The organism is Kitasatospora sp. NPDC056184, from assembly GCF_042268405.1.
Classification (GTDB): domain Bacteria; phylum Actinomycetota; class Actinomycetes; order Streptomycetales; family Streptomycetaceae; genus Kitasatospora.
The window spans coordinates 1-13,680 of record NZ_JBHJUI010000042.1; the positions used below are offsets into that span (position 1 = coordinate 1).

Consider the following 13,680-nt stretch of genomic DNA (forward strand, 5'->3'; position numbering starts at 1 on the left):
TGGACCCGCCACGCGAGCGGCCGACTGACCACCGAGGTCACCGAGCCGGTCGCGACCACCGGTCCCTGGCCGCCGGCGGGTGCCGAGCGCATCGAGCTCGACGGCCTCTACGACCGCCTGGCCGACCGCGGTTACGAGTACGGCCCGCTGTTCCAGGGCCTCCGCACCGCCTGGCGCCACACCGACGGCGACCTGTTCGCGGAGATCGCCCTGCCCGAGGACGACACGGACACCGGCGGCTTCGGCCTCCACCCGGCCCTTCTCGACGCCGCCCTCCACACCCTCCTCCTCGACGAGCAGCAGGAGAACCGGGTCGTGCTCCCCTTCGCCTGGAGCGGCGTCACCCTGCACACCAGCGGGGTGACCACCCTGCGCGCGCACTGGCGCGCCACCGGTGACACCACCTACGCGCTCAGCGCCACCGACCCCGCCGGCACCCCCGTCATCGGCGTCGACACGCTGACCGTCCGCGAGATCACCCCGGACCAGCTCGCCGCGCTGAACCCGGGCGCCCGTCCGCTGTACGCGGTGGACTGGGTGCCCGCCCGGACCGACGGGGACGCGGTGTCCGGGCTCCGGGCGATCCTGGGGGAGGACCCGCTCGCCCTGGCCGACGTGCTGGGCGCGGCCCCGTCCTTCGCGGGCCTCGCCGAGCTGCGGGCGGCGCTGGCCGCCGGTGCCCCGGCCCCGGACACGGTGTTCCTCACCCGGGCGTCGGAGCGGCGCGAGTCCGGCTTCGACGGCGCCCGCGCGGCGACGTACGAGCTGCTGGCCCTGGTGCAGGAGTGGCTGGGGGAGCGGGCGCTGACCGGCTCGCGGCTGGTCGTGGTGACGCGCGGGGCGGTCGCCGTCGGGGCGGCCGAGGACGTGCCGGACCTCGCGCACGCTCCGCTGTGGGGCATGCTGCGGTCGGTGCAGTCCGAGCACCCGGACCGGATCTTGCTGCTCGACGTGGACGGCTGCCCGGCGAGCCAGGAGGCCGTCCCGGCGGCCCTGGCGGTCGGCGAGTCGCAGCTCGCGCTGCGCGAGGGCCTGGTGTACGTGCCGCGGCTGGCGGCCGTGGTGCCGCGGCAGGGCGCGCCGGCGGCCCCCGCGGGGGCCGGGCTCGCCCCCGGGGGCACCGTGCTGGTGACGGGCGCGACCGGGACGCTGGGCGCCCTGGTGGCCCGGCACCTGGTGGAGCGGCGCGGCGTCGGCCGGCTGCTGCTGGTCAGCCGGAGCGGGCGGACGGCCGCGGGCGCCGAGGGGCTGCTGGCGGACCTGACCGCCCTGGGCGCCTCGGTGGAGCTGGTCGCGGGGGACGTCGCCGACCGCGACGTGCTGGCCGGGATCCTGGCGTCGGTGCCGGCCGAGCATCCGCTGACCGCCGTGGTGCACGCGGCGGGTGTGCTGGACGACGGGGTGTTCGACGCGCTCACCCCGGAGCGCTTCGAGACCGTGTGGCGTCCCAAGGCCGACGCGGCGCAGCACCTGCACGAGCTGACGGAGGGCCTGGACCTCGCGGCCTTCGTGCTGTTCTCCTCCTTCGCGGGGGTGAGCGGCAGCGCCGGGCAGGCCAACTACGCGGCGGCCAACGCCTTCCTCGACGCGCTGGCCCAGCACCGCCGGGCCCGCGGCCTGGCCGCGACCTCCGTGGCGTGGGGCCTGTGGGCGCAGGACAGCGGGATGACGGGTCACCTGGACGCCGCGAACCTGGCCCGGGTGGAGCGCGGTGGTCTGCTGCCGCTCTCGGCCGAGCTGGGCCTGGAGCTGTTCGACCGGTCGCTGGACCGGTCGGTGGCGGGGGAGCGGCCGGCGGTGGTGGCGGTGGAGCTGAGCCTGCCGGCCCTGCACGCCCGGGCCGCCGGGGGGTCGCTGCCCGCGCTGCTGGCCGGGCTGGTGCGGGCACGCCGCCGGGGCGCGGCGCAGTCCGGGGCCGCGGGGCTCGCGGGCCTGGCGGAGCTGGACGCGGCGGGGCAGACCGCGCTGGTGCTGGAGCTGGTGCGGGGCCTGGTGGCCGCCGTGCTGGGGCACTCGGAGGCGGACGGCGTGGACGCCGACCGGGCGTTCAAGGAGCTCGGCTTCGACTCGCTGACGGCGGTCGAGCTGCGCAACCGGTTGAACGCGGCCACCGGTCTGCGGCTGCCGGCGACCCTGGTGTTCGACTACCCGACGCCGGCGGCGCTCGCCGCGTTCGTCCGGGACTCGATCGCCCCGGAGCCGGCGGACCCGGCCGAGGTGGCGGTGTCGGCGGCCATGGCGGAGCTGGAGCGGCTGGAGGCGAGCCTGGCGGCGGTGCCGTCGGAGCCGGGGCTGCGCGGGGCGATTACAGCGCGGCTTCAGAACGTCCTGCTGAAGTGGAACGAGGCACCGGGTCGGACCGCGCCGGAGGGGAACGAGGCCGAGGACCGGCTCCGGGACGCCTCGACCGACGAGATCTTCGCCTTCATCGACACCCAGCTCGGACGGTCCGGCAGCTGATCGGACCGGGACGCGGGCCCGCACGGCGCGGGCCCGCGTCCGGCAGGTGCGGTGGAAGCGGACCCGGTGGCCGCAGATCCGTTGGACGCAGACCCGTAGGACGCAGACCCGTAGGACGTTGCCCGGAGGGCGTTGCACGATGGCAGACAGCAAGGAAGAGAAGCTGGTCGAGTACCTCAAGTGGGTGACGGCCGACCTCCAGAAGACCCGTCAGCGGCTGGTCGAGCTGGAGTCCGGCCGGCAGGAGCCGATCGCGATCATCGGCATGGCCTGCCGGTTCCCGGGCGGGGTGCGCTCCCCGGAGGAGCTCTGGCGGCTGGTCGACGACGGCGTCGACGCGGTGGCGGGCTTCCCGGTGGACCGCGGCTGGGACCTGGAGGCGCTGTACGACGCGGACCCGGAGCGGGCCGGCACCTCGTACACCCGCCGGGGCGGGTTCCTGCACGACGCCGGCGAGTTCGACCCGGCCTTCTTCGGGATCAGCCCGCGGGAGGCGATCGCGACCGACCCGCAGCAGCGGCTGCTGCTGGAGACGGCCTGGGAGGCGTTCGAGCGGGCCGGTGTGGACCCGGCGGCCCTGCGCGGCAGCCGGACCGGCGTCTTCGCGGGCGTCATGTACAGCGACTACGCGGGGCGCTTCGAGCGGGCCCCGGAGGAGTACGAGGCGTTCCTCGGCAACGGCAGCGCCGGCAGCGTCGCCTCCGGGCGGGTGTCCTACACCTTCGGCCTGGAGGGGCCGGCGGTGAGCGTGGACACCGCCTGCTCCTCGTCGCTGGTGGCGATGCACCTGGCGAGCCGCTCGCTGCGGGAGGGGGAGTCGGACCTGGCGCTGGCGGGCGGGGTGGCGGTGATGTCCACGCCGGGGCTCTTCGTGGAGTTCAGCCGTCAGCGCGGGCTCTCCCCGGACGGGCGGTGCCGCTCCTTCGCGGACGCGGCGGACGGCACGGGCTTCTCGGAGGGGGCGGGGCTGCTCCTGCTGGAGCGGCTGTCGGACGCGCAGCGCAACGGCCACCCGGTGCTCGCGGTGATCCGCGGCAGCGCGGTGAACCAGGACGGCGCCTCCAACGGCCTGACCGCGCCGAACGGGCCGTCGCAGGTCCGGGTGATCCGCCAGGCGCTCGCCGACGCGGGCCTGGAGCCCGGGGAGGTGGACGCGGTCGAGGCGCACGGCACCGGGACGACGCTGGGCGACCCGATCGAGGCGCAGGCGCTGCTCGCCACCTACGGGCAGGGCCGGTCGGCGGACCGTCCGCTGCGGCTGGGGTCGATCAAGTCGAACATCGGCCACAGCCAGGCGGCGGCCGGTGCGGCGGGCGTCATCAAGATGGTGATGGCGATGCGCAACCGGACGCTGCCGAAGAGCCTGCACATCGACGAGCCGTCCGCGCAGGTGGACTGGGCGGCCGGCGCGGTGGAGCTGCTGACCGAGGCGCGCTCCTGGGAGGACGGGGGGCGGCCGCGCCGGGCGGGCGTGTCCTCGTTCGGGATCAGCGGCACCAACGCCCACGTGATCATCGAGGAGGCCCCCGCCCCGGTGGCGGCCGCGGACGCGGAGCCGGCCCCGGCGGTCGCCGCCCCCGCCTGGCCGCTCTCGGCCCGCACCGAGGCGGCCCTGCGCGAACAGGCCGAGCGGCTGGCGGAGTTCACCGCCGAGCGGGAGGACGTGACCGAGGCCGAGGTCGCCCGGGTGCTGGCGGGCCGGGCCGAGTTCGACCACCGCGCGGTGGTCGTCGCGGGGGACCGCGCCCAGCGGCTGAGCGGGCTGCGGGCGCTGGCCCGGGACGGCTCGGGCCCGGGCGTCGTCACCGGCCGCGGCCACGGCCGCCCGGACGGCGCGACGGCCTTCCTGTTCACCGGGCAGGGCAGCCAGCGGCTCGGGATGGGGCGGCAACTCCACACGGTGGAGCCGGTGTTCGCCCGGGCGCTGGAGGAGGTCGCGGAACGGCTGGACCGGCATCTGGAGCGTCCGCTGCTGGAGGTGCTGTTCGCCGCGCCGCGCTCCCCCGAGGCGGCGCTGCTGGACCGCACCGACTACACCCAGGCCGCGCTGTTCGCGGTGGAGACGGCCCTGTACCGGCTGCTGGAGCACCGGGGCGTGACACCGGACTTCCTGCTCGGCCACTCGGTCGGCGAGGTGGTGGCGGCGCACGTCGCCGGGGTGCTGTCGCTGGACGACGCGGCCGCGCTGGTGGCGGCGCGCGGGCGGTTGATGCAGTCGGCCCGCGGCGACGGGTCGATGGTGGCGCTGCAGGCCTCCGAGGAGGAGACCCTGGCGCTGCTGGCCGGTCACGGGGAGGCGGTCGCCGTCGCCGCGGTCAACGGCCCGCGGGCGACGGTGATCTCCGGTGACGCCGCGGCGGTGGCCGAGGTGGCCGGCGCGTGGCGGGCCTCGGGGCACCGCACCAAGCGGCTGAAGGTCAGCCACGCCTTCCACTCGGCGCACATGGACGGGATCCTGGACGAGTTCCGGGCGGCCGTCGCGGGGCTGGAGTTCCACGAGCCGGCCGTCCCGGTGGTCTCCAACGTCACCGGGGTCGCGGCCACCTCGGAGCAGCTGCGCTCGCCGGACTACTGGGCGCGGCAGATCCGCGGCACCGTGCGGTTCCTGGACGGCGTCCGCTTCCTGGAGGAGCAGGGCGTGCGGGCCTTCCTGGAGCTGGGGCCGGACGCGGTGCTGACCGCGATGGCCCGGGACGGCCTGGCGGCCGAGCCTGCCCTGCTGGCGCCGCTGCTGCGCGGCGACCGCCCGGAGCCGGCGGCGGTGCAGGGCGCCCTGGCCCAGGTGTGGGCGCGGGGCGGCGCGGTGGACTGGCGGGCCGGGGCGCCGCGGACCGCGCGCGACCTGAGCGCCGAGCTGCCCACGTACGCGTTCCAGCGCCGGCGCTACTGGCTGGAGGCGCCCCGGCCCGGGGCGGAGTCCGCGGCGGCGCAGGACGAGGACTTCTGGAACCTGGTCGACGGCGGCGACGCCGAGGGCCTCGCGGCGGCGCTGGGGCTGGACGCGGCGGGCCGGGACGCGCTCGACCGGCTGCTGCCGGCGCTGTCCGGCCGGCGGCGCAGCGCCGGCTGGAGCTACCGGGCGGGCTGGCAGCCGGTCCCGGAGAGCGGGTCCCCGCAGCCGTCCGGCGACTGGCTGTTCGTCCTGCCGGAGTCCGACGCCGACCACCCGTGGGCGGCGGCCGCGGAGCGGGTGCTCGCCGCCGGCGGCGGCACGGTGGTGCGGGTGGTGCTGGGCCGGGACGACGAGCAGCCCGACGCGATGCTCGCGAAGCTGGTGTCCGCGGTCGAGCGGGAGGGCGCGCGGATCGCCGGCGTGCTGTCGCTGCTCGCCCTCGACACCGCGGCGCACCCGTGGGAGGCGACCCTGCCGGGCGGGGTGCTGACCGCCCTGATGATGGAGCACCGGATGACCGAGATGGCGCTCGACGTGCCGCTGTGGTCGGTGACCTCGGGCGCGGTGTCGGTGGCGGGCGAGGCGCCGGACCCGGAGCAGGCGCTGGTGCGCGGCGCGCTGGTGTCGGCGTACGCGGAGCCGCACCGGCGCGCGGGCGGCCAGATCGACGTGGCCGGGGTGCCGGACGGGGCCGGGGAGCGCAGGCTCGCCCGGATCCTGGCCGGCGGCGCCGGCGAGGAGGACCAGCTGGCCGTCCGTCCGGACGGCACCTTCGCCCGGCGGCTGGTCCGGGCGCCGGGGCAGGACGGGGCCGGCGCGCCGGCGTGGCGTCCGGGCGGCACCGTGCTGGTGGTCGGCGAGCGGCCGGCGCCGGTGGTCCGCTGGCTGGCGGGTCTGGGCGCCCGCGGTCTGCTGCTGACGGCCGACCCGGGACCGGCGCTGCTGGCCGAGCTGGCCGCGGCGGACGTCCGGGTGGCGGTCGGCGCGGGCGACTTCGCCGAGGCGGGCGCGCTGACCGCGCTGCTGGCCGAGGCGCCGCAGGACCTCCCGGTCACGGCGGTGGTGTACGCGGGCGGCGGGCGGCGCGAGGCCGACCCGGGCAACCGCAAGGGCCGGCTGGCCCGGCTCAGCCGCCCGGTGGCCGGGCTGCGCGCGCTGGAGGAGGCGACGGCGGGGCTGGACCTGGAGGTCTTCCTGCTCTTCGCGGGGACGGTCGGCCTGCTCGGCGAGCCGGGCACCGCCGGTGAGGCGGCCGGCGCGGCGTACGCGGAGGCGCTGGTGGCGCGGCGCCGGGCCGCCGGGCTGCCCGCGGCCTCGGTGGTCAGGGGCCCGTGGCCGGGCGAGGAGGACGAGGCCCCGGCGGGGCTGCGGGTGACGGCCGCCGAGCCGGTGCTGGGCCGGATCGACCCCCGGGGCGGGACGGCCGCCCAGGTGGTGCTGGACCTCGACTGGTCCGCGCTGCCGGTGCCGGGTCTCGACCCGGTACTGCGGGCGCTGCCGGAGGCCGGTGAGCTGCTGAAGGCGGCGTCCCCGGCCGGCGGCACGGCGAGCGGAGCCGCCGGGGGCCTGCGGGAGCGGCTGGCCGGACTGGACCCGGCCGCCCAGGAGGAGCTGCTGGTGGAGGTGGTGCGCGGCCTGTCGGCGGAGGTGCTGGGGCACGGCGACCCGGCCGCGCTGGACCTCGACCTGACCTTCGTCGACAGCGGCTTCTCCTCGTTCACCGCACTCGAACTGCGCAACCGGCTCTGCGAGGCCACGGCGCTGGAGCTGCCCCCGGTGGTGGTGATGGAGTACCCGACCCCGGCCGACCTGGTCGCGTTCCTGCGGGAGGAGATCGGCGCCGCCTGACGTTCCCGCAGATCAGGCCGCGTTACCCGGATCACATACGTATGTAAGTAGTTTCGCAGATGTTCGAATACCTCAACTACGCGAAGCTGGACCCAGAGGCAACGAAGCCCTGCCGGAAACGGCAGGGCTCGTTGTGTCTTGCAGCCCATGCCATGCGAAATCGGGGGAAACGATGATGTCTGCACCTGTGAGCGGTGATGTCTTCCGCCGCGTCTTCCGTCACCACGCGAGCGGGGTCGCCGTGGTCACCAGCAGTGGTGAGAGCCCGGCCGGTTTCACGGCGACCTCGGTGGTGTCCCTGTCCGCGGATCCACCGCTGCTCTCCTTCGGACTCAGCTGTACCGCCTCGTCCTGGCCGGCCTTCGCGGTGGCCGAGCACGTGGCGGTGCACCTGCTCACCGAGGAGCAGCAGGAACTGGCCGCCACCTTCGCCCGGAGCGGGATCGACCGCTTCGCGGCGCCCACCGGGTGGCGGCCGGGACCGTACGGCGTCCCGGTGCTCGACGACGTGCTGGCCCTCCTGGTGTGCGAGGTGGTCGACCGGGTGTCGACCGGCGACCACACCCTGGTGATCGCCGAGCCGAAGCACACCGAGTACCGCGAGGACGGCCGTCCGCTGCTGTACCACGACGGGCAGTTCCAAACCCTGTCGCGCTGAGCGCGCACGGGGGACGAGTTCAGTTTGTACGACGGAGAACGGGGAGTCTTCGATGCGGTACGAAATCATGGGTGGTCTGCGGGTGTGCGACGGTGACGCCGTATCCGTGGTCAGCGCGCGGAAGATGGAGACGCTGCTGGCGGTCCTGCTGATCCGCGCGGGCCAGGTGGTGACGGTGTCCCAGTTCACCGCCGAACTCTGGGGCGAGAGCCCGCCGCGGCGGGCGACCGCCGCGCTGCACGTCTACATCTCGCAGCTGCGCAAGTTCCTCGACCGGCCCGGTCGGGCGGTGAACCCGATCGCCACCCGCTCGCCCGGCTACCTGCTGAGCCTCGGCCACGACACGCTGGACGTGCACGAGTTCCAGCAGCTGATGACCCAGGGCCGGGCGGCCATGAAGCGCGACCGCTACGAGGAGGCCTCGGCCGTGCTGGACGGGGCGCTGGCGCTGTGGCGCAGCCCGGTGCTCAGCGAGCTGCGGCTCGGCCCGATCGTCAACTCCTTCGCGGCGTGGGCGGAGGAGGCGCGGCTGGAGTGCATCGAGATGCGGATGGACGCGGACCTCGCGCTCGGCTGCCACCGCGAACTCGTCAGCGAGCTCTACAGCCTGACGGCGGAGCACCCGCTGCGCGAGGCCTTCCACCGGCAGCTGATGCTGGCCCTGTACCGCTCGGAGCGGCAGAGCGACGCGCTGCGGGCCTACGCCAACGCCCGGGAGACCCTCAACGACGAGCTGGGCATCGAGCCCGGCCGGGTGCTGCGCGACCTGCAGCGCTCCATCCTGCTGGACGACGGCCGGCTGGACCTGCTGCGCGCGAGCTGACCCGCCGCCCGGACCGGCCCCCGGGGCGGGGGCCGGTCCCGCGGGGGACGACGGAACGGCGGTGGGGCGCCCCCGATCAGGGGCGCCCCACCGCCGTTCCGTGTGCACGGCCTCAGCCGGCCAGGGTGATGGCGCGCTCGGGACAGGCGCCGGCACCGCGCCTGGCCCGGTCCTCCTGCCCGGGGGCGACGTCGAAGTCGCCCTGCTCGTTGTAGCCCTCGTCGGTGACGCTGTACACGTCGGGTGCCAGGACGATGCACATCGAGTGCCCCTGGCAGCGCTCGCGGTCGACGCTGATCCTCATCTGGTGGCTCCGTTCCGGAACGTCGGTGCGGCCGGGCGGCTCAGCCGAACGTGAGGTCGAGGTTGTGGACGCCGCGGGCCGGCGAGTAGTGGTGCACCGGGGTGCTGCCCGGGGTGAGGCGGTAGCTCGGGATGCGGGTGTGCCACTCCTCCAGGGCGATCTGGAGGATGCGCCGCGCGACGTGCATGCCGAGGCAGCGGTGCGGTCCGATGCCGAAGGCCAGCTGACGGGTGGACTCGCGCTCGAAGTCGACCTGGTGCGGGCACTTGAAGACCTGCGGGTCGAGCCCGGACAGGCCCCAGGAGAGCAGCACCCGGTCGCCCTTGCGCAGGGTCACGCCGTGCCGCTCGACGTCCTGGGTGACCAGCCGGCCGGTCGAGGAGACCGGGGAGTGGCGCAGCAGCTCCTCGACGACGGTGGGGATGCGCTCGGGGTTGGTGCGGATCACGTCCTGCACCTCGGGGTGCTCGGCCAGGTAGAGGAAGATCAGGCCGAGCGCCGAGGTGGTGGTGTCCAGGCTGGCGAGCATGGAGACGAACAGGGCGTTGACCATCTCGTCCTGGGTGGGCCGGCGGCCGTCGTACTCGGCCTCCAGCAGCTTGCTGATGACGTCCTCGCGGCCCTCGGTGCCCTCCTCGCGGCGGCGGTCGACGGCGTCGCTGAAGAACTGCCACAGCGGCTGGTTGGCCTTGCGCAGGTCCTCGTCGTTGCGGGCGTTGGGGATGCCCACGTGGCGCAGCCAGTGCTTGTGGTCGAGCAGCGGCTGGAGGTGCTCGCGGCCGATGCCGAAGTTGATCAGGAAGGCCTCGGCCGGCAGGACGGTGGCGAAGTCCTGGATGAACTCGGTGCGGCCCTTGGCGACGAGCGGCTCGACGGCCTCGGCGGCGGCCTGGCGCAGCTGCGGGGTGAAGTGGTTCACCACCCGGGGGTCGAACAGGTTGGACAGCGTCCGGCGCCACTGGCGGTGCTCTTCGCCGTCGAGCTGGATGGGGATCTGCTTCTCGGGGAAGAGCTGGCGGTGCGGGATGACCAGCTCGGCGCTGGAGAAGATCTCGGGGTTGCGGGCGGCCCACTCGATGTCCTCGTAGCGGGTCAGGATCCAGAACCCGCCGCCCTCCTCGGAGCGGATGACGGGGCCGAGCTCGCGCAGTTCGTCCCAGTACTCGACCGGGTCCTGCAGCCACGGCTGGTACAGGCTCCAGTGGCGGGCCCGCTCCTCCGGGGTGGCGGGTGCCTGCACGGCGGGTCCGCCGGTGCCGTCGACGACCGTCATTGTCGAACTCCTTCAGGGGTGTCTCGCCGCCCGGGCGGCCGGCAGGATGTCCCGACCAGGCTCGGCGCAGCGGCTAACGGTCACCTTGCCGAGGCCTAAAGCGGCCCTGCCGGGGCGCCCGCCGGCGCCCCGGCAGGGGGTTCGTCAGGCGCCCGCGCCGAACCAGAGGGCCAGGGCGTGGCGCAGGCCCGCCGGGTCGCCCTCGGGGGTGTCCACCCAGGCGACGTGGCCGTCGGGGCGGATCAGCAGGGCCGGGGCGTCGATGCCCTCGGCCGCCTCGGCGGTGACCACGTCGACCCGGGCGGCCCAGCCGGCGGCCGCCGCCAGGTCCGCGGCGCCGCCCGAGAGGTCCAGCAGGACCCCGCGGCCGCCGCGCAGCGGCTCGGCGAGGGAGGCGTGGCCGGCGCCGGTCAGCGCGGCGGCGGGCACGGGCCGGCCGAGCAGCGGGTGCGGGGTGCGCTCCTCGCCCTCCGGGCGCGGCAGCGGGTAGCCGGTGGCGGTCGGCAGCTTCAGCAGGTACTCGTTGACCGCGGCGATCCCGGCGATCTCCTCGAACATGGTGCGCAGCGGCGCGGCGCGGTGCAGCGGGTGCATCAGCGCCATCTGGGCGCGGGCGTGGCGGGTGACCTGCTCGCCGACCGGGCGGCGCTCGGCCTCGTAGCTGTCGAGCAGCCCGGTGGGGGCCCAGCCGTTGATCTCGGCGGCGAGCTTCCAGCCGAGGTTGGCGGCGTCGTGGAGGCCGGTGTTCAGCCCCTGGGTGCCGGAGATGAAGAGCACGTGGGCGGCGTCGCCGGCCAGCAGCACCCGGCCGTCGCGGTAGCGGTCGGCGAGCCGGGTGCGGCCGCCGAAGCGGGCGAGGAAGTCGGTGCGGCGGATGTCGGGGGCCTTGCCGGTGACCCGCTCCACGGCCCCGCGCAGTTCGTCCTCGGTGACCGGGACGTCGTCGGCGGGCGGTTCGACGCCGAACTCGATGGTCATCAGGCGCAGCACGCCGGGCCGCAGCGGCAGGGCGCCGAAGACGCCCTCCTCGGTCAGGCCGCCGCTGAAGGCCTCGTGGGAGTCGGAGGCCAGCTCGACGTCGCCCAGCACGCCGCGGTAGGTCTTGCCGTCGCCGGAGAACCCGATGCCGGCGAGCTCCCGCACGGTGCTGGACGGGCCGTCGGCGCCGACCAGGTAGGAGCCGGCCAGCTCCTGCTCGCCCTGCGGGGTCCTGACCCGCACCCGCACGCCGTCGGCGTCCTGGGTGAGGCCGACGACCTCGTGGCCGCGGCGGATGTCGGCGCCGAGCTCGCGGGCGCGCTCCTCCAGCAGCTGCTCGGTGCGCCACTGGGGGTGGGCGAAGGTGTGCTCGCGGGGGTCGACCGCGTCGACGTCGAGCCAGATGAAGGCGAAGGGGGTGCGGGGCCAGGTGAAGATGTCACCGGCGGGGATCCGGTCGCGGACGCCGCGCTGGTCGAGGAGCTCCAGGGAGCGGCCGTGCAGGGCCATGCCGGCGGACGCCTCGACGCGCTCGGTGCTCTTCTCCAGGACGATCGCCTCGACGCCGGCGAGCGCCAATTCGGCGGCGAGCAGCAGGCCGGTGGGGCCGCCTCCCGCGATCAGGACCGGCTGGCTCATGCTGGGTTCCTCGATTCGACACAGGCTTCTACGGTCGTGACGATCCTGGTCGGGAGGGCTTAGGGACCCCTTAAGCAGGGACCTTGAGCAGGGACCGCCGCAACCGGAGGTGGCCGGACCCTCCCCCCGGGGAAGGGGAAGGCCCGGCCTGCTTCGGTTGCGGCGGTACGGGGGTGACGCTCCGTCAGCTCTTGACGGAGGCGAGCGGGGCGGCCGCCGGCTTGGGGGTCCTGATGACCAGCAGGGTGACCACCGCGGCGGCCGCGCTGAACACGGTGCCGATGGCGAGGGCGCTGGAGATGCCCTCGGAGAGGATGTGGTCGGCCTTGGCCACGACCTCCGCGCCGGCGTCCTTGGCGGCCTGGCGGGTCGCGTCACCGAAGACGGTGATCAGGATGGCGATGCCGAGCGCGCCGCCGATCTGCTGCATCGACTGGAGCAGGCCCGCGGCCGCACCCGAGTCCTGCGGCGGGACGCCGGCCAGGATGGTGACGTTCAGCGGGACGAAGCTCAGGCCGGCGCCGATGCCGAAGAGCAGCAGCGGACCGAACAGGCCGGCGAGGTAGCTGCTGCCCTCGTCGATCTGGAAGCTCCAGATGATGCCGGCGGTGATCATCAGGTTGCCGGTCAGCATGAGCGGCTTGGGGCCGAACTTCGGCAGCAGCTTCGGGACGAAGCGGGCGGTCGAGAAGAGGCCCAGCGCCAGCGGCAGGAAGGCGAAGCCGGTCTGCAGCGGGCTGAAGTCCAGGACGTCCTGGAGGAACAGGGTGAGGAAGTAGAACATGCCGAACATGGCGGCGGAGAGCAGCAGCATGTTGCCGTAACCCGCGGTCCGGTTGCGGACGTTGAGCAGCTTCAGCGGCAGCAGCGACTGCTCGGTGCGCAGCTCGATCAGGATGAAGGCGGCGAGCAGGACGACCGCGGCGGCGAAGCAGGCGAGCGCGGTGCCGTCGCTCCAGCCGTCGGAGGAGACCCGGATGAAGGCGTAGACCAGCGAGACCAGGCCGCCGGTGGCGGTGACGGCGCCGGGCAGGTCGAAGCGGCCGGCGTTGCGCGGGGGCTCCTTGATGTAGCGCGGGGCGAGCACGATGATCGCCAGGCCCACCGGGATGTTGACGAAGAACACCCAGCGCCAGGACACCCAGTCGGTCAGCACGCCGCCGAGGATCAGGCCGATGGCCGCGCCCGCGCCGGAGACGGTGGAGTAGATGCTGATGGCCTTGGTGCGCGCGGCGTCCTGGAAGTTGGTGACGATCAGGGCCAGCGTGCTGGGGGCGGCGATCGCGGCGCCGACGCCCTGCACGGCGCGGGCGATGATCAGCACGGTCTCGTTGTTGGCGAGGCCGGCGCCCAGCGAGGCGGCGGTGAAGACCGCGATGCCCGCGATGAACACCCGCCGGCGTCCCAGGATGTCGCCGGCGCGGCCGCCGAGCAGCAGCAGACCGCCGAACGCGAGGGTGTAGGCGTTGATGACCCACGCCAGGTTGGTGTTCGAGAAGTGCAGGCTCTTCTGCAGCGACGGCAGGGCCACGTTCACGATCGTCGCGTCGACGATCACCATCAGCTGGCAGGCCAGGATGACCAGGAGGGCGATGGTCGCGCCGCGCTTGGCCTCGCCGACGCTCGCGGTGAGTGGGGTTCCGGAGCTCGTGGCTGGGGAGGTCGACGAGGTCGACATGGGTGTCTCCACGGAGTGATGATGTCAGGGGACATCGATGGACCAGATAAGGAACAATGATGTTCACTATAGGGGTGCCGGGTGGGCGCCGCAATGGGAGTCACCGGCTGACCCCGACTCAGGAGG

At 74.8% G+C, this 13,680-nt stretch carries 8 protein-coding genes; 4 read left to right on the forward strand and 4 right to left on the reverse strand.

The window, feature by feature from the left end:
- The 4 genes from ACFC0B_RS39215 to ACFC0B_RS39230 all read left to right on the forward strand — a co-directional run.
- Nucleotides 1-2,460, forward strand: a 2,460-nt coding sequence (locus ACFC0B_RS39215; protein WP_376097808.1) for a type I polyketide synthase, incomplete at its 5' end; no start/stop codon positions are given.
- Nucleotides 2,461-2,599: 139 nt separating this feature from the next.
- The gene (locus ACFC0B_RS39220; protein WP_376097811.1) at nucleotides 2,600-7,201 is read left to right on the forward strand and encodes a type I polyketide synthase; all 4,602 of its coding nucleotides are present in this window, start codon (nucleotides 2,600-2,602) and stop codon (nucleotides 7,199-7,201) included.
- Nucleotides 7,202-7,376: 175 nt separating this feature from the next.
- A complete protein-coding gene (locus tag ACFC0B_RS39225; RefSeq protein WP_376097814.1) occupies nucleotides 7,377-7,859 on the forward strand; it encodes a flavin reductase family protein in 483 nt (160 codons plus the stop codon).
- 52 nt (nucleotides 7,860-7,911) lie between these two features.
- On the forward strand, nucleotides 7,912-8,682 hold the full coding sequence (locus tag ACFC0B_RS39230; RefSeq protein WP_376097817.1) for a BTAD domain-containing putative transcriptional regulator: 771 nt from the start codon (nucleotides 7,912-7,914) through the stop codon (nucleotides 8,680-8,682).
- A 112-nt stretch (nucleotides 8,683-8,794) separates the two neighbouring features.
- Here ACFC0B_RS39230 and ACFC0B_RS39235 read toward each other — a convergent pair whose 3' ends face one another.
- The 4 genes from ACFC0B_RS39235 to ACFC0B_RS39250 all read right to left on the reverse strand — a co-directional run bounded on the left by ACFC0B_RS39235 (nucleotide 8,795) and on the right by ACFC0B_RS39250 (nucleotide 13,554).
- On the reverse strand, nucleotides 8,795-8,986 hold the full coding sequence (locus ACFC0B_RS39235; protein ID WP_376097819.1) for a ferredoxin: 192 nt from the start codon (nucleotides 8,984-8,986) through the stop codon (nucleotides 8,795-8,797).
- Nucleotides 8,987-9,026: 40 nt separating this feature from the next.
- Nucleotides 9,027-10,259, reverse strand: a complete 1,233-nt coding sequence (locus ACFC0B_RS39240; protein ID WP_376097822.1) for a cytochrome P450 — start codon at nucleotides 10,257-10,259, stop codon at nucleotides 9,027-9,029.
- Between the two features lie 144 nt (nucleotides 10,260-10,403).
- Nucleotides 10,404-11,876 (reverse strand): FAD-dependent monooxygenase, encoded by a 1,473-nt coding sequence (locus ACFC0B_RS39245; RefSeq protein ID WP_376097825.1) that lies wholly within the window; start codon nucleotides 11,874-11,876, stop codon nucleotides 10,404-10,406.
- Between the two features lie 184 nt (nucleotides 11,877-12,060).
- On the reverse strand, nucleotides 12,061-13,554 hold the full coding sequence (locus ACFC0B_RS39250) for an MFS transporter (RefSeq protein ID WP_376097828.1): 1,494 nt from the start codon (nucleotides 13,552-13,554) through the stop codon (nucleotides 12,061-12,063).
- Nucleotides 13,555-13,680: the final 126 nt, after the last annotated feature.